General features: G+C 54.3%; 18 protein-coding genes. 6 read left to right on the forward strand and 12 right to left on the reverse strand.

From position 1 onward, the window contains the following. The 5 genes from WBY09_RS13215 to WBY09_RS13235 all read right to left on the reverse strand — a co-directional run bounded on the left by WBY09_RS13215 (position 1) and on the right by WBY09_RS13235 (position 5,624). On the reverse strand, positions 1-618 hold the full coding sequence (locus tag WBY09_RS13215; protein ID WP_064781557.1) for a hypothetical protein: 618 nt from the start codon (positions 616-618) through the stop codon (positions 1-3). Positions 619-1,168: 550 nt separating this feature from the next. Beyond that, on the reverse strand, positions 1,169-1,711 hold the full coding sequence (locus tag WBY09_RS13220; RefSeq protein ID WP_008890603.1) for a hypothetical protein: 543 nt from the start codon (positions 1,709-1,711) through the stop codon (positions 1,169-1,171). A gap of 107 nt (positions 1,712-1,818) precedes the next feature. Further along, positions 1,819-4,137 (reverse strand): ATP-dependent Clp protease ATP-binding subunit ClpA, encoded by a 2,319-nt coding sequence (gene clpA, locus WBY09_RS13225; protein WP_008890602.1) that lies wholly within the window; start codon positions 4,135-4,137, stop codon positions 1,819-1,821. A 3-nt stretch (positions 4,138-4,140) separates the two neighbouring features. Beyond that, positions 4,141-4,467: an ATP-dependent Clp protease adapter ClpS gene (gene clpS / locus WBY09_RS13230; protein WP_008890601.1), complete on the reverse strand. Its 327-nt coding sequence runs from the start codon at positions 4,465-4,467 to the stop codon at positions 4,141-4,143. Positions 4,468-4,772: 305 nt separating this feature from the next. Further along, positions 4,773-5,624 (reverse strand): phasin family protein, encoded by an 852-nt coding sequence (locus tag WBY09_RS13235; protein WP_286792282.1) that lies wholly within the window; start codon positions 5,622-5,624, stop codon positions 4,773-4,775. Between the two features lie 112 nt (positions 5,625-5,736). Here WBY09_RS13235 and WBY09_RS13240 point away from each other — a divergent pair, with 112 nt between their 5' ends. Further along, positions 5,737-5,916, forward strand: a complete 180-nt coding sequence (locus WBY09_RS13240) for a hypothetical protein (RefSeq protein WP_336232959.1) — start codon at positions 5,737-5,739, stop codon at positions 5,914-5,916. A gap of 536 nt (positions 5,917-6,452) precedes the next feature. Here WBY09_RS13240 and WBY09_RS13245 read toward each other — a convergent pair. Further along, complete coding sequence (locus WBY09_RS13245; RefSeq protein ID WP_286792281.1) at positions 6,453-7,202, reverse strand: hypothetical protein; 750 nt, start codon at positions 7,200-7,202, stop codon at positions 6,453-6,455. 214 nt (positions 7,203-7,416) lie between these two features. Here WBY09_RS13245 and WBY09_RS13250 point away from each other — a divergent pair, with 214 nt between their 5' ends. After that, a complete protein-coding gene (locus WBY09_RS13250) occupies positions 7,417-8,685 on the forward strand; it encodes a D-alanyl-D-alanine carboxypeptidase (protein ID WP_197147219.1) in 1,269 nt (422 codons plus the stop codon). 83 nt (positions 8,686-8,768) lie between these two features. On the opposite strand, the gene pgmG is transcribed toward WBY09_RS13250, so the two are convergent. The 6 genes from pgmG to WBY09_RS13280 form a co-directional block, all read right to left on the reverse strand. After that, positions 8,769-10,184 carry a phosphoglucomutase/phosphomannomutase PgmG gene (gene pgmG, locus WBY09_RS13255; RefSeq protein ID WP_286792279.1) on the reverse strand — a complete coding sequence of 472 codons (1,416 nt, stop codon included), beginning with the start codon at positions 10,182-10,184 and terminating at the stop codon, positions 8,769-8,771. Between the two features lie 2 nt (positions 10,185-10,186). Beyond that, positions 10,187-11,509, reverse strand: coding sequence for a UDP-glucose dehydrogenase family protein (locus tag WBY09_RS13260; RefSeq protein WP_197147217.1), 1,323 nt, complete (start codon positions 11,507-11,509; stop codon positions 10,187-10,189). A gap of 80 nt (positions 11,510-11,589) precedes the next feature. Continuing rightward, positions 11,590-12,477 (reverse strand): UTP--glucose-1-phosphate uridylyltransferase GalU, encoded by an 888-nt coding sequence (galU, locus tag WBY09_RS13265; protein WP_197147216.1) that lies wholly within the window; start codon positions 12,475-12,477, stop codon positions 11,590-11,592. Between the two features lie 113 nt (positions 12,478-12,590). Further along, positions 12,591-13,418, reverse strand: a complete 828-nt coding sequence (locus WBY09_RS13270; RefSeq protein WP_336232960.1) for a J domain-containing protein — start codon at positions 13,416-13,418, stop codon at positions 12,591-12,593. Then, on the reverse strand, positions 13,418-14,140 hold the full coding sequence (locus WBY09_RS13275) for a VWA domain-containing protein (RefSeq protein ID WP_336232961.1): 723 nt from the start codon (positions 14,138-14,140) through the stop codon (positions 13,418-13,420). Before WBY09_RS13275 ends, WBY09_RS13270 begins: the two co-directional genes overlap by 1 nt. Before the next feature lie 67 nt (positions 14,141-14,207). Then, positions 14,208-15,107, reverse strand: coding sequence for a division plane positioning ATPase MipZ (locus WBY09_RS13280; protein WP_008890591.1), 900 nt, complete (start codon positions 15,105-15,107; stop codon positions 14,208-14,210). Positions 15,108-15,346: 239 nt separating this feature from the next. On the opposite strand from WBY09_RS13280, the gene WBY09_RS13285 reads away from it, so the two are divergent. The 4 genes from WBY09_RS13285 (at position 15,347) to WBY09_RS13300 (ending at position 19,479) form a co-directional block, all read left to right on the forward strand. Next, a complete protein-coding gene (locus WBY09_RS13285; RefSeq protein WP_336232963.1) occupies positions 15,347-16,336 on the forward strand; it encodes a hypothetical protein in 990 nt (329 codons plus the stop codon). A gap of 31 nt (positions 16,337-16,367) precedes the next feature. Then, entirely contained in the window at positions 16,368-17,504 is a 1,137-nt protein-coding gene (locus WBY09_RS13290; protein WP_336232965.1) for an NAD(P)/FAD-dependent oxidoreductase, read from the forward strand. Between the two features lie 32 nt (positions 17,505-17,536). Continuing rightward, positions 17,537-18,715, forward strand: coding sequence for a hypothetical protein (locus WBY09_RS13295; protein WP_336232967.1), 1,179 nt, complete (start codon positions 17,537-17,539; stop codon positions 18,713-18,715). 164 nt (positions 18,716-18,879) lie between these two features. Next, entirely contained in the window at positions 18,880-19,479 is a 600-nt protein-coding gene (locus WBY09_RS13300) for a 2-hydroxychromene-2-carboxylate isomerase (RefSeq protein ID WP_336232968.1), read from the forward strand. The last annotated feature ends 47 nt before the right edge of the window (positions 19,480-19,526 follow it).

Below are 19,526 nucleotides of genomic sequence, written 5' to 3' on the forward strand. Positions count from 1 at the left end.
CTACAGACCGCTGCGACGCGCGAGTTCATTGAGATTGACCTCAACGGTCACGGCCCCGATCGGCTGACGATCTGCGTTGCTCATGGTCATGTTGAGCTGGGCAAGCCAGGCGTCAGAACCCTCGTTATATTCGGCCTCGTCGATAAACACAGCGTCGGGACCATTCGGATAGGTATTCTGAAACTTCGCTTCATCCCCCTGCCAGAAGTCGGACGTGATGGAGCTTTGCCCTACATTCAGGCCAACGGCGTCCATCACAAATATCTCGGCAAACATACCACCGGAGCGTGCCTGGACTTGTGTCAGGTAGCTCGACAGCGGATTGGTCAGAATTGCTGCAACCAACGGCTGATCTTCTGCTTCGCGTTCAGCGCGCCACTGAAGGTCTGCCGCATCAATCTGTTCTTGTGTCATGTCCTTGCGCAGCTTGTTCTGCGAACTAATGGACAGCTCAACAACCGGATTTGCCAACCATTCCCGAATGTTTCTAATCACTTCATCCGTGATCAGTGCATTGGGGTCCCCCGGCAACTCTGCCTTGGCAAAAGCAGCATGTGGCAGAACAAAAACTGTCGCTGCGAGCATACCGGCCAAAGCCACACCACTTTTGAATTTCATTCGCTTACTCCCCAGTCTATGCCAATGGCAGATCAAGACTATCTGTTAGTATAGATTCTTATACAAAAGGTAAAAAACAAATACAACCTTTTTTAGAATCTATAGCGATGTGGAACCGCACGAGAGGAGCTTCCACATAAGCTATATGTGGATTGCGCGCAAAGAAACAACACTGCGACCTTGGGATATGCGGGAAAATGGGCGACTGAAATCAGGCAAGAAAAAAGCGGCGGTAAAAACCGCCGCTGAGTTTGGTTGGGACACGAGCAAACTGCAGAAGATTACGTTGTTCCAGGCGCGAGACGCGCCCCTGCAAAGAACAACTGTCCATGCTGTCATAAGCAGGATGCGTGCCAACTTTATAAACCCCTCAAAAAACCGTGGTTTTTCGGGAAATTCCGGTCGCCATCCCACATGACTGAAATACGTTACCTGATAATCTTTGCATTTCAAAATGCAAAGATTGCAAAATGCGAATTAATAAGTTTGCATTTTGCAAAAATATGCTGGAGAGAATTAGAACCGCTTAATTTTCAGTAAGCTTATACACCTACTTAGCGCGTTTCTTCTTCGTCCGACTATTGAAGTTCAGAAGCGCTGGCGCCTTCTCGATGATTTCCTCGAGAATGGATTTCGCGATCTCAAGATCGTCCTTTGCAGAGTCGTCGAGCTGACTGATATAGCGCGGATCGGAGATCATCCGCTCTGCCTCATAAAGGGTCCTGAGTTCACTTTGGAACATTTCGCGCGCACCAAGCGGCAGGTTTTCCTTTGCACTCATGACAAAGAAGAATTTCAGGCTCGTCTTGATGACAATCCTGAGCATGACGACCTGAAGCTTGTGAAACTGTTTTTCCAGTTCTTCTTTTTTAGGATGGGATTCGAGCTTGTTCATCCGCTCCATAATCACCAGAGACAACGCCTTGAAGTTGTCGACTTCCTCACGAAACGGTCGATAACCGGTGACGTCGGACTTGTCGGCGTTCTTTTCAAGCGTATTGGCCAGCGCGATCAACTTTCGCGCACGCAGCTCAAGTCTGGATAGGAACTCCTCGACTTCGTTCCGAAATTTTCGTTGTGCAGCCTGGCTCATGATATTCTGGCGTTCTTTATATGATTATGCCCGGGGAACGATATCCCCGGGCACCAATCTATACTGCCAATCATTAACAACAACCTGAAAACCGAAAAAGGTCCATTTTAACCGGCCATTTCCGGATCTTTTTTCTGTTGTTTCTCGCCATTTTCATCTTCCGGATAACGGAAGGTGACAGCATCGTCTTCGATATCGACCAGCACAGCCCCACCCTTCGAAAGCTTGCCAAACAGCAACTCTTCGGCGAGCGGTTTTTTGACGTGCTCCTGAATGACGCGGCCCAACGGACGCGCCCCGAAGGCCGCATCGTAGCCGCGTTCGGCCATCCAGGCCCGCGCTGCTTCGGTCAGTTCGATCGAAACATTGCGATCCGCCAGCTGTGCTTCAAGCTGCAAGATGAACTTGTCGACAACCATCTTGACGACTTCCGGCTGCAGGTTGGCAAACGGAATCACCGCATCCAGACGGTTACGGAATTCCGGCGAGAAGGTGCGCTTGATTGCCTCTTCGTCTTCGCCAACACGCATTTCACGTTTGAAGCCGATCGGCGGCTTAGCCATGTCAGATGCACCGGCATTGGTCGTCATGACCAGCACGACATTACGGAAATCGACCGTCTTGCCGTTGTTATCGGTCAGTTTGCCATGATCCATGACCTGCAGAAGAATATTGAACAGGTCCGGATGAGCCTTCTCGATCTCGTCCAGCAGCACGACCGCATGCGGATGCTGATCAACGGCATCGGTCAAAAGACCACCCTGGTCAAACCCGACATAGCCCGGAGGCGCACCAATCAGGCGTGATACGCTGTGGCGCTCCATATATTCGGACATGTCAAAGCGGATGAACTCGATCCCCATGACCGTTGCCAACTGCTTGGTGACCTCCGTCTTACCAACGCCGGTCGGGCCCGAGAACAGATAACTGCCAATCGGTTTTTCCGGCTCACGCAGACCTGCACGGGCCAGTTTGATCGCACTGGCAACTGCTTCGATTGCCTTGTCCTGGCCAAACACAACCGTTTTCAGGTCACGCTCAAGATTTGCCAGCGCCTTGCGGTCATCGGTCGAAACCGATTTTGGTGGGATGCGGGCGATCTTGGCGACGATTTCCTCGACGTCACGCTTGCTCACCGTACGTTTCCGTTTGCTGGGGGCGACCAGCATGCGCGATGCACCAACCTCGTCAATCACATCAATTGCACTATCGGGCCGCTTGCGGTCGCTGATGTAACGCGATGCCAGCTCAACCGCAGAACGCAGGGCTTCGTTGGTGTATTTGACCTGATGGTGCTCCTCGTAATAGGGCTTGAGCCCCTTGAGGATCTTGACGGTATCGGCTTCTGACGGTTCCTCGACATCGATTTTCTGGAAACGACGCACAAGGGCGCGGTCCTTTTCAAAGTGACCCCGGAATTCCTTGTAGGTGGTTGAGCCGATGCAACGCAGTGACCCGCTTGCCAGTGCCGGTTTCAGCAGGTTGGAAGCATCCATTGCCCCGCCCGACGTCGCACCAGCACCAATCACGGTGTGAATTTCATCAATGAACAGTACAGCACCTTCGTACTCTTCAAGTTCCTTGACCACAGCCTTCAGGCGTTCTTCGAAGTCCCCGCGATAACGGGTTCCTGCCAGAAGTGCGCCCATATCAAGGGCAAAGATCGTCGCGTTTTCAAGAACCTCTGGCACATCGCCATCATTGATACGGCGCGCGAGCCCTTCGGCAATGGCGGTTTTACCAACGCCTGGATCACCGACATAAAGCGGGTTGTTCTTGGTACGACGGCACAGAACCTGAATGGTGCGGTCAATCTCGTTCTGGCGACCGATCAGCGGATCGATCTTGCCGCTCTGCGCCTTGACATTGAGGTTCACACAATAGGCTTTAAGCGCCTCGCCCTCGGCCGGGCCGCTTTCGTCGCTTTCTGGCGACATGCCTGCAACCGGCTCTTCATCGGCACCGCGCGGAATGCGACGCTCATTAAGCTCGGTCGCCTTGGCGATACCGTGTGAGATGTAGTTTACCGCGTCAAGACGGGTCATATCCTGGAGTTGCAGATAGTAAACCGCGTGCGATTCCCGTTCAGAGAACAGGGCAACAAGCACATTGGCACCGGTCACTTCCTCGCGGCCAGAAGACTGGACGTGGATCGCAGCACGCTGGATCACGCGCTGGAAACCGGCGGTCGGTTTGGGGTCCACCAGACGCGCACTGATCAGGCCGGAAAGCTCGCTATCGGCGAATTCCAGCAGATCGGAACGCAGCCGATCAATATCAACCCGGCAGGCCTTCAGCACTGCCAGCGCATCCTGATCTTCGGTCAGCGATAACAGAAGATGTTCAAGAGTGGCATATTCATGCCTGCGCTCCGACGCATATGCGAGCGCACGGTGCAGGCTTTCCTCAAGATTGCGCGATAGCATATGTCACTCCTTCTCTAAGGTACACTGCAGCGGATGCTGGTTCTGGCGGGCCAGGTCCATGACCTGGTTTACTTTGGTCTCTGCGATTTCGTAGGTGAATACACCGCACACTCCGACACCCTTGCGGTGCACCTGAAGCATGATCTCGGTGGCTTCTTCACGTCCCTTTTCAAAAAACCGTTCCAGTACGTGAACGACGAACTCCATCGGAGTATAGTCGTCATTCAGCAACAGCACTTTGTACATGGACGGCTTTTTGGTCTTGGGCCGTGTCTTTGTTACGATCCCCGTGTTTGGCAGATCAGTGCCGTCATTATCCTGTTCAGTCATCGTCTACTTACCGGAACCCTTATTTCCTGCATGATCTCCATGATAGGTCATTGCCAAACTCTTTCAAAGTCCGCTACGCGGTTCTCACTAGGAATTTATTGTGCATCCGAGTTTCGTTCGTTGTCCATCTTCGATTCATTTAGGCTGCGAATAACGCACTGCAAGATCAGGCGACAAACTTCGTGATTATTGTCACTCCAAAATTATCCGGGACGCGAAAAGACACATAAAAAAACGGGCATGGCTAAAAGCCATACCCGCTCGGGATTGGAAGGTGCTGGGATATCCAACATGCATCCATTGCCTCATTTCAGCGTAACATTCGTTGCCTTGCTAATCGCATTTAGGCCGTCCGAAAAGGCAGAAAACATCAGTTCCTGCATCTTTTCACCTTCGGCCAAACTGCTTTCATAGCAGCGATTGACGATGCGTGAATGCAGCTCCTGAAGGTCTGCAAGGCTTTCAACCTTGGTCAACTCATCAAGATCTTCCTGCGATGCTTCAAATTCTTTTTGCATCCAGCTCGAAAGCTCGGTGCCAATGCCACCGGTCTTTTCAAACATCGCCATGGTTGCCTGCCAAACTTCCTCGAAACTTTTCTTCTGGGTATCAAGCAGCTCTTCATACTGAGCAGCAACCCGCGACCCGGCACCGGAAAAAACATCGGCCTGACCGGTCATGGTTTCAAAGATCTTGCCGAATGCCTCATTGGCAGCAGAAACACTTTCTTCGAATGCCTCATTGCCAGCGGTGACCATTGCTTCGACCTCTGGCGTCTTCCAAAGTTCGAAATAGGGCTCCATCCCCGTTCCGTCGATGAACAATGCACCAAAGCCAAAAACGTCGCCCTGCTTTGGTTCTGCCTTAGGTTTGGCATCAACCGGCTTTGCGGTTGCAGTCGACTTGCTTGGGGTTTGGGTCGCGGTCGGCGTTGCCGCAGGCCTGGAACCAGCAGACTCTGCCGCCACGGTTGCCGGTGCTGCCGATTTCTCAGACGTCGCGGATGCCGCGGCCTTCGGCGCAGGCGCAGATTTCGATGCCGTACTTGCCGGTGCAGCAGCAGCCTTTTTCGGCGCCGACTTGGCAACGGTTTTCTTTTTCGGGGCGGCGGAAGCGGCAGACTTGCTGGTTGCCGTAGTTTTGGGTTTCGTGCTCACAGTATTGGCCTTTTCGCTTTTGGTGGGGAATTTGGGCGCTGTCGACTTGCTTGCTGGCGACGTCACCTCACTAGCAGGTCGCGCGGCCCCGGAAGTCGCAACGGAAGGTTTCGTGGCAGATTCAGCCTGCTTTGATGCCGGCGCAGATGGCGAAGATGTCTCAGCCTTGGCAGGTTTCGGGGGCTCTGCATTTTTTTCGGAAGCACCGGCCGACGCGGCATCTTTGACCGGCGTTTTGGCAGCAGACGCAGATGTATCAACCTTCGCGACCGTCGCAGACGAGGCAGCCTGACCTGCAGCTTTGATCGACGCTCCTTCGTCACTCGGCGTCTTTGCCGTATCGGGCGATGGTGAAGGCGATGCCTTTTGCGCTTCCGCCGAAGGCTGCTGAGCTGCGGCTTCTATCTCGGAAGATGTCATTACCTTCCGCTTGGCAGGCGCAGACTGCGCTGCCGACGGGACTGAAGCTGCTACAGTTTTGGGTGACGACGCGGAAGCCTGCTTGGTTGCAGTTTTCCCGGCTAGTTTCTTTTTGGAATCAGCCATTGCCTCAACCTCCTGATCACCGGAATATCTATCCGGATCAATGTTGCATTGCAACATAACCCTAGATGGAATTACCCTGTCGCGTCAAGTACAGTTTAGTGACAAATACGCCATATTTCCCGGCACGCCTTCAACAGAAAACGCCGGAATTCCAAGAAATTTTCAAAACAGCAACTTGATCAAGGCATTAGCCCAAAGTTTTGCTGCATTGCAATAAAGCTAGCAAGCCGGGCAATAACATGAACACGTCACGCCATCGCCCGGTTGCAACATATTGGCGCCCTAACGAAGCATATTTCCGCGCACGGTTCTGTAAAACTCACCGGAGTCGCTGTTCTGGACATGATGCATCTGTGCCGCCGATTGCGATCGTGCGTTTTCAGCGGCAGGCGGCTCGGGAAGGTCTTTTTCAACCGAAGAAAGGTTTGCCAGAACTTCCGGGAACTCAAGGGCACGCAAATCATCCACACCGGATGCCCAAGTACCCAGCGTGATGCCACCCGACGAGCACCCAATGGCGACCCAGTAAAAATCATCGGAATACAGACGCAGACCATCACGGTTTTGCGTTCCGAAACCTTCGGCCTGCAGCGCATCGGTGATGGCAAGATAAGAATCGCGGTCAATACGATCAACGGCCTCTTCGCCCCCAAATGCACCAAGCGGTGCATTCAGTTCAACATTGATTTCCTTGACCTGTATCGGCCCGAAGACACGGGTGGTCAGATTGAATTCCTCAAACCCGGGATACGGCGTTAATTCAAAGACGCGGACTTCCTTGTAATATTCGGCATTATAAATAATGCGAATTTGTCCTTCTGCATCGCCTGCTGCACAAGCCTGACGAAGATCATCGGCATTAAGATAAGAAAACCATGATGCCTTTCGGACAAGCGGATTACTGACGTCACTGGTTTGGGTAAAGGTACAACCGGCAAGGCCTGCAATCACCAGTGCGGCAAGACCTGCTTTGGCCCAGCTGGCGCTGCGGGTCCCCGTATTGGTGTGAACTGGAGCCGTCTTTTCTGACATTCCATCCTCGATTTTTTGCTAATCTGGAGATATAAAATACAGTCTTGCGAATAAAAATGGCCATCTCAAGGCCCGAGTGACGACCACCGAAATTCGATGCTCTTAAACATTTGTTTAAGGCTGTGATGCGACAGTGAACTTATTTAGTTCTTGGGGAAACCTCAAAGCCGAGCCCGATATAATGCGTTTAATGACCCTTTCCGGGCCAACTGCAATGGCCAAAGCTCTGTCCGTGACGCGCTCGCTGAGCATGCGTGGCGTTGTTGTTGTGCTTTTGTGTCTGGTTGCGACTATTTCATTCACAGTTCTCTCGCCCTCCGCTGCGCAGGCGCGGACTTACACGGCGATGATTATTGACGGCGACACTGGCGAAACGCTTCACGAATATCGGGCGGATCACAAGGTCTATCCGGCGTCGCTAACCAAGATCATGACCCTTTACATGGTCTTTGATGCCTTGGAACACGGCAAGGTATCGCTTTCGACTCGGATGAAGGTTTCCAAGCGTGCCTGGGGCCAGGCCCCCTCCAAACTTGGTCTTCAGCCGGGCGAAACCATTTCCGTCAAGGATGCTATTTTGGCGCTGGTCACCAAATCGGCCAACGACATTGCAGTTGTTGTCGCCGAACATCTTGGTGGCACGGAAATCAAGTTTGCCCAGATGATGACTTCCGAGGCGCGCCGCCTTGGCATGTCGCGCACCACCTTCCGTAATGCGTCCGGCCTGCCCAACCGCGGGCAGATGACCACTGCACGTGACATGATCAAACTGGCTGTGGCGCTGCGCAAGAATTATGGCAGCTACTATCATTACTTCGCGACCCAGAAGTTCCGCTTTGGCAACCGCACCTATGGCAACCACAACAATCTTCTGGCGTCCTACTATGGTACCGACGGGATCAAGACCGGCTATATCAACGCATCGGGCTTCAACCTTGTCGCCTCGGTCAATCGCAATGGTAAACGCCTGATTGGCGTTGTGTTTGGGGGTCGCACCGCCCGCACCCGTGATGACCAGATGAAAAAGCTCCTTGATCAGGCCTATATGAAGCTGACCAAGGACGGTGAAATTGTTGTTCCGCGTCCGCGCATCAGCCCGGAAGACAAGATCCTGCCAGCAGATGCCCAGTTGCTGATTGCCAAGCGCAGCACGCTTCGCGAAGCAGAACAGCCGGGCCGTATTGACACCCAAACCGTTGTCACCCGCCTGAAGCCGGAAACCGGTGCGGGCTGGGGCATTCAGGTTGGCGCCTTTAGCGATCAGCGCCGGGCACAGGAAGCGGTCCTTGCCGCGGCACGTACCGCCCCCGATGTTCTGCGCCTGACCCGTGCTGCGGTCGAGCAGCAAGCCAGTGGCACCGGTGTTGTCTATCGTGCCCGTCTGCTGGGCTTTGATGGCGAGAACGAAGCACGCGCTGCGTGTGATGCGCTCAAGCGTGAAAATGTTGCGTGCATCCCGGTCAATGCGGGTGATGCTGGCTAAAAGCCAAATCGCACAGAGATACAAAAAGGCCCGTCAGAAAATCTGACGGGCCTTTTTCATTTTGTCTTCGGTGAACGTCTTAATTAATGACCACCACCCGGTGCAAAGAAGTCATCCGAAGACAGACCGCTTTTGACCAGTTGATCGCTCACCTGCCCCTTCAAACGTGCCAACCCGGCATCATCGGCGGCCTCACAGCGGGCCACGATGGCAGGTTGGGTGTTGGATGCACGTAGCAACCACCAGCCATCATCGGTGCTGACACGCACGCCATCAATACCGCTGACCTCGGCACCGGCTTCAGCCAGGCGAGCACGGACTTCTTCAATCAGCGCGAACTTGCGGTCATCCGGGCAGTCGATACGGGTTTCCGGCGTATTGACCGCAACCGGCATGGCGGCCCGCCATTCGGCAAGGCTTTTGCCGCTTTGAACCAGAATGCGATACAGGCGGACGGCGGCATAGGTCGCATCGTCATAGCCGTAATAACGTTCGGCAAAGAAGATATGGCCGCTCATTTCACCGGCAATCGGTGCCTTTTCCTCGATCATCTTGGTTTTGATTAAGGAATGGCCCGTCTTCCACATGATGGCCTTGCCACCAATCCGGTTGACCTCGTCAAACAGGGTCTGACTGGCCTTGACATCGGCAATGATCGCAGCCCCTGGCTGACGCTGCAAAACGTCCGCGGCATAGATCTGCAACAGCTGATCGCCCCAAAGGACGTTGCCCTTGCCATCAATCACGCCAATCCGGTCACCGTCGCCGTCAAAGGCAACACCCCAGTCGGCATTGTGTTTGGCAACGGCCGCCTTGAGGTCAACCAAGTTGGCCTCGACCGTCGGATCGGGATGATGGTTGGGGAAATTACCATCGATATCATCAAACAACAGATGATGCGTACCGGGCAGCTTGGCCGTCAGTTTGCGCACCACGTCACCGGCAGAACCATTGCCGCAATCCCAGACAATCGTCATCGGATTGGGGACATCACAGTCAAGCTCGGCCACAAGGCGTTCGACAAAGCGATCCTCGATATCAATGTCGCTTGCCGTGCCCTGCCCGGTTTCGAAATCACCGCTGGCGGCAATTTTGCCAAGTTGCTGAATGGCGTCGCCAAATACCGACTTGCCAGCATTAAGCATCTTGAAGCCGTTATAGTTCGAAGGGTTATGCGAACCGGTGACCATGATGCCGGCATCGGTTTTTTGATCATAAACCGTGAAATACAGCATCGGGGTCGGCCCGCGACCAATGCGCACCACGTCACAACCGGTCGACAGAATACCTTCGGCCAATGCCGCCGCCAGATCTGGCGAGCTCAGACGACCATCGCGCCCCAGGGCGACGCGCTTTCCGCCAGATCTGCGCACCATGGTTCCGAAGGCTTTACCCAGCGCATTGGCGTCTGCCGCATGCAGGGTTTTGCCAACAACGCCGCGCACGTCATATTCGCGCAAAACAGAGCTATCAAACTTGTGTCCGGCGGAATTCGTCATGATTAGGATTTGCCTCCGATAGATGCACGACCGACACAGGAATAGCTGAAACCGTTTTCAGCCATCTCGTTCGGATCGTAAACGTTACGCAGATCAACGACGATCGGGTGTTTCAGCGCGTCCTTGATGCGATCAAGGTCCATACCGCGGAATTCGTTCCACTCGGTCAGAACCACCATTGCATCTGCGCCTTCGACCGTATCATAGGCGTTGTCGCAATATGAAATGCCATCGAGAAGCTTCTTGGCTTCTTCCATGGCTTCGGGGTCATAGGCCTTGACACTCGCCCCTGCCGCGATCAGGGCTGGCACGATATCAAGGCTCGGTGCATCGCGCATGTCATCGGTATTGGGTTTGAAAGCCAGACCAAGAATACCGATGGTCTTGCCCGCAACAGAGCCACCGCATGCCGAGATCACGCGATCTGCCATCGCCTTTTTACGCTTGGCGTTGACATCGACAACCGTCTCGATGATGCGAAGCGGACTGTTATATTCCTGTGCGGTGCGCACAAGTGCGATGGTATCTTTCGGGAAGCAGGACCCGCCATAGCCCGGACCGGGATGCAGGAACTTCTTGCCAATACGGCCATCAAGGCCGATGCCGCGTGCAACATCATGGACATCCGCACCGACCTTTTCACAAAGATCGGCAATTTCGTTGATGAAGGTGATCTTGGCGGCAAGGAAGGTGTTGGCCGCATATTTGATCATTTCCGACGTTTCACGGGTGGTGAAGACAATCGGGGTTTCGATCAGATACAGCGGACGATACAGATCCGACATCACTTCGCGGGCGCGCTCATCACTGGTGCCGATGACGACGCGGTCCGGGCGCATGAAATCGCCAATCGCCGATCCTTCGCGCAGGAATTCCGGGTTCGAGACCACAGCAAATTCTGCATCCGGGCGCTTTTCACGAATGATGCGTTCGACCTCACGACCGGTTCCAACCGGGACGGTTGATTTGGTAACGATGACGGTGAAGCCGTCCATGGCTTCGGCAATTTCCTCGGCCGCAGCATAAACGTAACTCAGATCGGCATGACCATCGCCGCGTCGGGTCGGCGTGCCAACGGCAATAAAGACAGCGTCCGCATCCTTGACCCCTTCCTTGAGGTCGGTGGTAAAGGTCAGGCGGCCTGCCTTGACGTTATTTTCGACCAGAACATCCAGCCCGGGCTCGTAGATTGGCATGATACCGTCTTCGAGACGGGCGATTTTTTCTACATCCTTGTCGACACAAACAACGTCCGTACCAAACTCGGAAAAGCAGGCACCGGAAACAAGTCCAACATATCCGGTCCCGATCATAGCTACGCGCATGGAGGTTTTATCCTGGTAAGTAAATCCCGACCGGAACAGATCACATCGCTATTCCGGTCGGACATTGTTGACATGAATGATTATTCTGCCGCTTCGCCTTCGGCGAATTCGTGAATAAGCTTGCGGACATCGTCGCGCATATCTTCACGGGCAAGGGCAAATGACATTGTGGCTTTCAGGAAGCCGATCTTGTTGCCGCAATCAAAACGACGGCCTTCGAAATTATAGCCATAGAACGGCACCTTGCCGATCATTGCGGCCAACGCATCGGTCAGCTGGATTTCATTACCAGCGCCGCGCGGAATGTTTTCAAGCACCTCGAAAATGCCAGGATCAAGGATGTAACGCCCGATGGCGGACAAGGTCGACGGGGCTTCTTCGGGTTTTGGCTTTTCCACCATGCCGCATGCACTGACAAGGCGGCCGTTGGTGCCTTCGATTTCCAGCACACCATAACGATGAACTTCATCGCGCGGGACATCCATCACGGCAACCATGTTGCCACCCGTACGACCATAACTATCGACCATCTGCTTCATGCAGGGGACTTTTGACTGGATAAGGTCATCGGCCAGCAGCACGACAAACGGCTCGTCACCGACCAGCGACTTGGCGCACAGAACAGCGTGCCCGAGGCCAAGCGGGTTGCCCTGACGGGTATAGGTCACACGACCGTTTTCCGGGATCATTTCAAGCGCTTTGGACAGTGCTTCTTCCTTGCCCCGCTCGGTCAGGATCGCCTCCAGCTCGGCAGAGCGATCAAAATGGTCCTCAATCGCGGTTTTGCCGCGACCGGTTACAAAAATGAATTCTTCAATGCCGGCCGCAATGGCTTCTTCGACAGCGTATTGAATAAGTGGCTTGTCAACGACCGGCAGCATTTCTTTTGGCATTGCCTTGGTGGCGGGCAAAAAACGGGTTCCCATGCCTGCGACCGGAAAAACTGCCTTCTTGATTCTTTTTGACATTCAATACTTTCCTTTTTCAACCGCTGCACGCCAGTCCGTATTGGAATTGCCCGCATATATGCTTCTGCCACAATTCCAGAACACGGATCAAGCAAGCGCACGTATTATTGACGCTAATCTTTACATAGCCGTAACAAAAGGCTTCGCGCGGCATTAATCTTTGAGGCCAGATAGTCCGATCCACCATGATCCGGGTGGACCGCCTTGATCTGCTTTTTATAGGCCCGGTTGATTTCCTCGCGGGTGGCATTATCCGCCACACCCAGGATTTCTCGGGCCTCTTTCGCCGTCATGCCTGACGCACTTGAACTCCTTTTGTCACCTTGGCCTTGCTCGTTATGGTTGCGGTCGCTTCCTCCGTTTTGTGCTCCGTCTTCGCCGTGGTCGTTCTGGCGCCAGCTTTGCCATCCCGCACAATCGGGGCGGCGTTCAAGATAGGCTTCCAGAACCGCCCGGCTTTGGTCGGTTGCACTGCAACAGTCAACATAAAGCGACTGCAGGTCGTCAAGTCCCAAGCTGTCAAGATCGGCCCCGGTAAAGGGACCGCTGACAACGCCACCGCGCATTTGCCCGGTTTCAAGATCAAGCACCATATGCAGAAATTCGGTACGAATTTCCGAACTTGATCCCGCACCGGATGTGCGGTTGCCAAAACTTCCCGGCTGGGCGCGTTTTCGGGACGCTGCAAAGATCCTGCGAAAGATTGGCCACAGGAATCCAAGCTTCATCATCCGAAACAAAAACGGCACAGTCGCCGCCAAAGCCGCGCCCATCGCGGCAATCTTGCCTGTGAGCAACAACCAGCCCGCAAGCATGATCAACACCAAGATGATCAGAAATAAGACAATTTTACGGATTTCTTTGGGCTCGGCCTCTGTCATCCACCGAATGAAGAAGCCAACCCCGATAAATGCTGCGATGCCGATCAAAAACCACTGCATCAACGCGGCTTTCGCAATTGATGACCAAGCCTGAGCACTTCCTCAGACCCGGTTTTCTTTTGATAGATCGAAAGTCCGGACTGCCCGCCCACGGCATAGCTTGCCACTGCGCCAAGTAAATCACGAAGCTTGCCGGCCGCACTGGCATCAAACTGCATGAAGGCGCCACCGGTTATCCGCGCAATTTCGCCAAAGGCAAATGCCGCATCCCGGTCATGGCCTTCCTGAAACATGAATGCCTTTACCCCCTTAAGCGCCAGTTTCCCAGCAATCGGGGCCAGATGATCTGGATTTTCCTCGATACAGTCGCCGACATAAATCAAGGCATCGATTTTTTTATCACCCGCTTCGCGTTCGACATGGGCCAGAACACGTTCGATCTGAGTATGGCCGGCGCGACAAGTAACCTTGGTGATATAATCGCGGAATGATTTTGCGTTGCGGCACCAGCCACTTGATTTGCATTCCGAAAGCCCGCGAAAGAACACAAGCTGCACATCTAGGGCGCCGACACCATCGACCGCTTCGAACATTTCCGCCTGAATTTCAGCCGCGCTGTCCCAGCTTGGCTGGCGGCTGGCGGTTGCATCCATGGCAAAAATCAGCCGACCCTGTGCCGGCCCGGATGATGGTGCATGCACCGCCATCTGCCGCGCCTTGCCTAGGAAGTCTACCACTTCATTGGCGTCGGATGTCTCTGGAATGATATCTTTGCGCGTCAAGGAGACCTGCCTGCTTCATATTCCGGTTGGACAATTTGTCATCCTACAAGATATAGGCCGGATGCAGTCAGATCGGCAACTCCTCGCCGTCGGCCGGTTTGAAGCCGATCACTTCCAGAAGCGATCTGACTTCCTGACGGGCGGCCATGTGCGACATACTCATCGGGATGCCGACACCCTTTTCACGCAGATCAAGCAGCGTCAGACCTTTGAGGAAAAGTTCGCGGTAAATCACGCGTTCGCCAAAGCCTGGCGCCTGACGGAAGCGGATGCGATCGGCCAACTTGTCGACGATTTCGGCAATGTCACGTTTGTTGCGCGCATCAAGATGTGAAAGACGATTGCGCATGACGATCCAGTCAATCGTGCCGCCATCAATCGCCGCCCGACGCTTGCGCGCATCCCAGACCATCTCGGCATAGATGCTGGGCCCCTTGATATCAAGGCTGTCCGGGTCAATCCGCGCCAACATATCAAGGTCGATAAAGCTGTCATTGATCGGGGTGATCAGCGTGTCCGCACAGGCATGGGCCAAGCGAGAAAGATAATTGTCACTGCCCGGGCAATCCATGACGATGAAGTTGCAGCCGATCACCATTTCACCAAGTGCGGTTGTAAAGCGTTCGCGCTCGTCCAGCTTGGCTTGGTTGGCATCGGGCAATTCGCTGCGATAAATCGGTCGATGATCGGGCACCGGAAGCTTAAGGCCTTTGCGGTCGTTAAAGGCGTTCCGGTTTTCGACATAGCGTGTCAGCGTCCCCTGACGGGCATCGATATCAAGCGATCCGACCTTGAACCCCATCTTCATCAGGGAAACGATCAGATGCATCGCCGTTGTCGATTTACCTGACCCGCCCTTTTCATTGCCGATCACGATTACATGGGCGCGATTGGACGGCGGTTGTTTGTCTGTTGCCGTCTGCTGGCCCGCGCTGTCCCCGTTCGCGCCGGTCTGTTGCACCGTCATGATAAAATGCTCCGTATCTTCAGGCTTTTTGACTTTGTCCCCAAGGCCAACCTCCCCAATGAGCCCGTTTGCACCCAAAAATCAAGGTAAAAGAGATCACGTTAACAGGCATCGGTTGACTGCCCCCTAGCCAATCTAGATGCACAAAGGTAAAGATAAGGGTAGCGCAATACAAAAATGCGCCTGAAAACATATAGAAAGGACGCAATGTGAGGTATCGGGCGGCTTTGATCGGCAGCATGTTTGCAAGCCTTCTGGTGGCAACACCACAGATGGCCGTCGCACAGCAAACCGGCGGGTTCGAACAAATCCCGCAAGACCAGAGCCCGATTGTCTTTGCCTCGGACGTCGAGGGTCAGAATAGCTTCCTGCGTCAGTATCGCGATAACAGCACGGTCTTTGTCGGCCGCTGGTATGCGCCGCGTTCGGTAAGCGAATCCCCTGCCGCTGCAAGCGACCTTTATCTTGAAACGGTCTATACGACCTCCGCCCCCGGTTTTCGGTTTAGCACCGCCATGGCGTCCGAGCAGTTGCTTGATATGTTTGACGCGCTTCGCGGCCGCACCAGCCTGAATGGCGCAAGCTTCGTGCAGGAAACCCGATACGGCCCGATTGCCCTGTCGCCCTTTACCCGCAACGGGTCGCAATGCGTTTCCTTTGTCGGTCAATGGGATCCGCAAACACCGGCCCAACGTGGCAGTCGCCTGCTGGGCTACTACTGCACCCCGACACAGGTTCAGGCCACAAGTAGCAGCAGTGCGCCGCTCAGTGGTCTACCAATGATTGATGCCCAGGAATTTGCCGCTGGATTCTTTGGCCGACTGAACATTGAGCTCGCGGAAAATTCGGCAATTGCCGCCACTGTTGTCGCACCAGCAGATAAAACCCCGCTTCAGCAGCCTGAAGGCGAAACCACCCCGCCGCCGATTGATGGCATTGATATCATCACCAACTGGCAATCGGTGCGCGGAACCGGCACGCTGCGCTTTGATCAGCCATCGGGCGAAGGCACAATGATCCTTGATGATGACCAACGTCATTGCGAGGGCATCTGGCGCCACGAGGGCGGTGCCTATCAAAGTGATACGCTTCCGTTCGGGACTTGGTATGTCTATTGTAACGACAGCAGCTTTGCGCGCGGTATTTACACCAGCGAATCCCCGGCTGTTGTCACCGGTAATGGCAAGGACAACCAAGGACAGGCTGTCTATTTCCGCCAGGCAAACTAAGCCCACCACCATAAACAAGATACACGTGATCATGACTGCAGATATCCAAACCATCGTCATCGGGGCCGGCGTTGTCGGCCTGGCCTGTGCCCGTTCCCTTGCGCGAACCGGTCGCGAAGTCCTGATCATTGAACAGCATGATGCGATTGGCACCGAAACCAGCGCGCGCAACAGCGAAGTCATTCATGCCGGAATTTATTATCCGAAAGGCAGCCTGAAGGCCGAGCTTTGCGTCACCGGGCGCGAGATGCTGTATCGTTATTGCGAAGAAAACGGCATCGAACACAAACGCACCGGCAAACTGATTGTCGCCACAGCCGAAGACCAAATGGCCGCACTGGCCGGGATCAAGGACAAGGCATATGAAAACGGCGTCACCGACCTTGTCTGGCTGTCCCGCGAAGAGGCCCTTGAACGCGAACCGGCCCTTCATTGTGTCGGCGCCCTTGAAAGCCCGTCCACCGGTATTGTCGATAGCCACCAGTTGATGGTCACCCTGCTGGGTGAGTCGGAAAACAATGGCGCAACACTTGCGATCAACACCAAGGTCACGGCCGTCAGTTTCGAAAACGGGCTTTATACCGTCAGCACCACCGATGCCGACGGCGAAGAAATGAGCCTGACCTGCGCGGAACTGATCGTTGCCGGTGGCCTGCACAGCCAGACACTGGGCCGGAACTTTACCGGCCTGCCACAGGCATCTGTCCCGCCGCAGCATTATGCGCGCGGCTGTTATTTCACGCTATCGGGCAAGGCACCGTTTTCCACCCTGATCTATCCGGCCCCCGAACAGGCAGGCCTTGGCATCCACCTGACCCTTGATATGGGCGGACAGGCGCGCTTTGGCCCGGACGTGACATGGGTTGATGCACCAAACTATGACGTCCCCGAAGAACGTCGGGCCGCCTTTGCCGAAGCCATCCGCAAATACTATCCCGATCTTGATGAAAGTGCGCTTCAGACCGGCTATGCCGGGGTGCGCCCGAAAATTCAGGCCCCGGGCGAAGCGGCGCGTGACTTCATGATTGCTGATGAAAAACAGCACGGGCTTAATGGTCTTGTAATGCTCTATGGTATTGAATCACCGGGTCTTACTGCATCCCTTGCAATTGGCAACCGGGTGACCGAGTTGATCACACAGCAAGGCGCAATGAAGGCAGCATCATAAGATCGCCCATATCATCAGCGATGGATAAAGGCATGGCCAAGCAACCTTACAGCACGTCAGGGCGGACCAGACAAACGGCGCAAAATGCGTCTGGCGGAAAAGCCGCGCCCAAATCCATCTCGCGGCGACATTTCCTTGGCGCTGGCGCGACGGGGCTTGGCGGGGCGTTGCTGGCATCCACACCGCTTGGTGCCGTTGCGCAGCAGCTTGAACCTTTTATCCCCGCCCCCAATAGCCTGACCGAGGGTCTGCCTGGACTGACAGACACCGGTAAGCCTGAAAAAGACTTCGTCGAGGAAATGCGCGATTACGTCATCGCGATCAGTCGGTGGGCAAAAAGCTATCGCAGTGACTTTTCGATCATTGCGATGAATGGCCTGGAACTGACCGAGTTCCTTGAAAAAACCCTGTTTGCCACCCGCGGCGTCGCTGAACCGGCCAGAAACTACTTACGTGCCCTTGACGGTATTTTGGTCGAAGCCCCATTTTACGGCTTCGAGAAATACGGCGAAGCCACCAACGCAGAAGAAACCAAATATATCCTCGGTTATCTGGAACGGCTTAAACTTGAAGGCCTGCAATATCTTGCGGTCGATTACACCGAAAATCGATCCGACATGGACAAGGCACGCGCTCAGCTTCGGGGGCTGGATGCCCTTTATTACGCGGCCCCACCGCCGGGCATGCAGCTTTCATCCCTGGCAAAGGTTCCAAGCACCCCTTTCGGGGCAAACCCGCATGTGATCGACAATATCCGCGAGGCAAAGAACTTTGCCCTGGTGCTTGATAGTTCTCCCTATGGCACGAAGGACGCCTATGTCGATGCGCTGGTTGCAACCAACTACGACACGCTGATCATTGATCCGTTCCATCGCGGGACCATTCCGCTAACCTATGATGATATGAAGCGGCTTCGTTACAAGAAGACCGGAACACCACGGAACCTGATTTCGTATCTCAATATCGCGACGGCCGAGACATATCGTTATTACTGGCAAAGCGGATGGCGAGCCGGAAGTCCCGATTTCATCAGTGAAGGCAACCTGATGGCACGTTGGGGACAGGAAAATCACGTGCATTATTGGTCACGCGAATGGCAAAGCATCATCTTTGGCAGCGAAAACAGCTATCTTGGCAACATCATGAAGCTCGGCTTTGACGGTGTTCTGATGGCGGGTATTGATGAATATTCCTGGTGGCTTGACTACTAGGTCGCGCAGACATTTCGCATTCCATCATCACAAACATATGACCTGAACCTGTGCGTGATTACGCCAAGGACATTTGACGCAGCACCCCTGTTTGGGCAGTGTGGTGGGTGTCGACTGTCGGCAATTCAAAAACATAATCTGCATCGCGGCGCCAGGAGGCCCATATGTCCGAACCCATCATCCACTATTTCTTCGTGCAATCACCGTGGTCTTTTTTCGGGTTTCGCCGCGTTGTCGACATTGCCAAAAAACATGGCGTGCAAATCATCCATAAACCCTGCCGGGCAGCCGATGTCTGGGAACATGGCGGCGGCGTGCCTTTGGCAAAACGCCCGAAACCGCGTCAAGAATACCGACTTGTTGAACTGAAACGCTGGTCGGATTATCTCGGCATTCCGGTCAACCTGCATCCGACCCATTTCCCGGTCGATGAAACACTCGCCGCGCGCACGATCATCGCCGTTCAGGATGATGGCAAAGACGTCAGTGCTTTGACAGAAACCCTGATGGGGGATATCTGGCTGCGTGAACGTGATGTTTCGCTGCCCGCGACCGTGCGCGAGGCCCTGATATCAAGTGGCCTGTCGACGGAATATCTCGAACATGCCGACCTGCCAGAGATCGCCAAAATCTATGACGAGAACTGCCAGTCCGCACGCGATCGTAACATCTTTGGTGTGCCGACCTATTTCATCGGCAACGAGATGTTCTGGGGGCAGGACCGCCTTGATTTTGTTGAACGAACGCTGCAACAGAACGCCTGATCAAGCGCGCGATAGAACCTTAAAACCATCAAAACAAAATATTATGC

The organism is Thalassospira sp. CH_XMU1458, assembly GCF_037027205.1.
Classification (GTDB): domain Bacteria; phylum Pseudomonadota; class Alphaproteobacteria; order Rhodospirillales; family Thalassospiraceae; genus Thalassospira; species Thalassospira tepidiphila.

Excerpts from the sequence above, each read along its gene's own strand:
- galU (WP_197147216.1), bottom strand. The coding sequence starts at position 12,477 with ATGTCAAAAAGAATCAAGAAGGCAGTTTTTCCGGTCGCAGGCATGGGA.
- WBY09_RS13270 (WP_336232960.1), bottom strand. The coding sequence starts at position 13,418 with ATGCAGTGGTTTTTGATCGGCATCGCAGCATTTATCGGGGTTGGCTTC.
- WBY09_RS13280 (WP_008890591.1), bottom strand. The coding sequence starts at position 15,107 with ATGACGGTGCAACAGACCGGCGCGAACGGGGACAGCGCGGGCCAGCAG.
- WBY09_RS13295 (WP_336232967.1), top strand. The coding sequence starts at position 17,537 with ATGGCCAAGCAACCTTACAGCACGTCAGGGCGGACCAGACAAACGGCG.
- WBY09_RS13290 (WP_336232965.1), top strand. The coding sequence starts at position 16,368 with ATGACTGCAGATATCCAAACCATCGTCATCGGGGCCGGCGTTGTCGGC.
- WBY09_RS13245 (WP_286792281.1), bottom strand. The coding sequence starts at position 7,202 with ATGTCAGAAAAGACGGCTCCAGTTCACACCAATACGGGGACCCGCAGC.
- WBY09_RS13285 (WP_336232963.1), top strand. The coding sequence starts at position 15,347 with ATGTTTGCAAGCCTTCTGGTGGCAACACCACAGATGGCCGTCGCACAG.
- WBY09_RS13220 (WP_008890603.1), bottom strand. The coding sequence starts at position 1,711 with ATGAGCCAGGCTGCACAACGAAAATTTCGGAACGAAGTCGAGGAGTTC.
- WBY09_RS13260 (WP_197147217.1), bottom strand. The coding sequence starts at position 11,509 with ATGCGCGTAGCTATGATCGGGACCGGATATGTTGGACTTGTTTCCGGT.
- WBY09_RS13215 (WP_064781557.1), bottom strand. The coding sequence starts at position 618 with ATGAAATTCAAAAGTGGTGTGGCTTTGGCCGGTATGCTCGCAGCGACA.
- WBY09_RS13300 (WP_336232968.1), top strand. The coding sequence starts at position 18,880 with ATGTCCGAACCCATCATCCACTATTTCTTCGTGCAATCACCGTGGTCT.
- clpS (WP_008890601.1), bottom strand. The coding sequence starts at position 4,467 with ATGACTGAACAGGATAATGACGGCACTGATCTGCCAAACACGGGGATC.
- pgmG (WP_286792279.1), bottom strand. The coding sequence starts at position 10,184 with ATGACGAATTCCGCCGGACACAAGTTTGATAGCTCTGTTTTGCGCGAA.
- clpA (WP_008890602.1), bottom strand. The coding sequence starts at position 4,137 with ATGCTATCGCGCAATCTTGAGGAAAGCCTGCACCGTGCGCTCGCATAT.
- WBY09_RS13250 (WP_197147219.1), top strand. The coding sequence starts at position 7,417 with ATGGCCAAAGCTCTGTCCGTGACGCGCTCGCTGAGCATGCGTGGCGTT.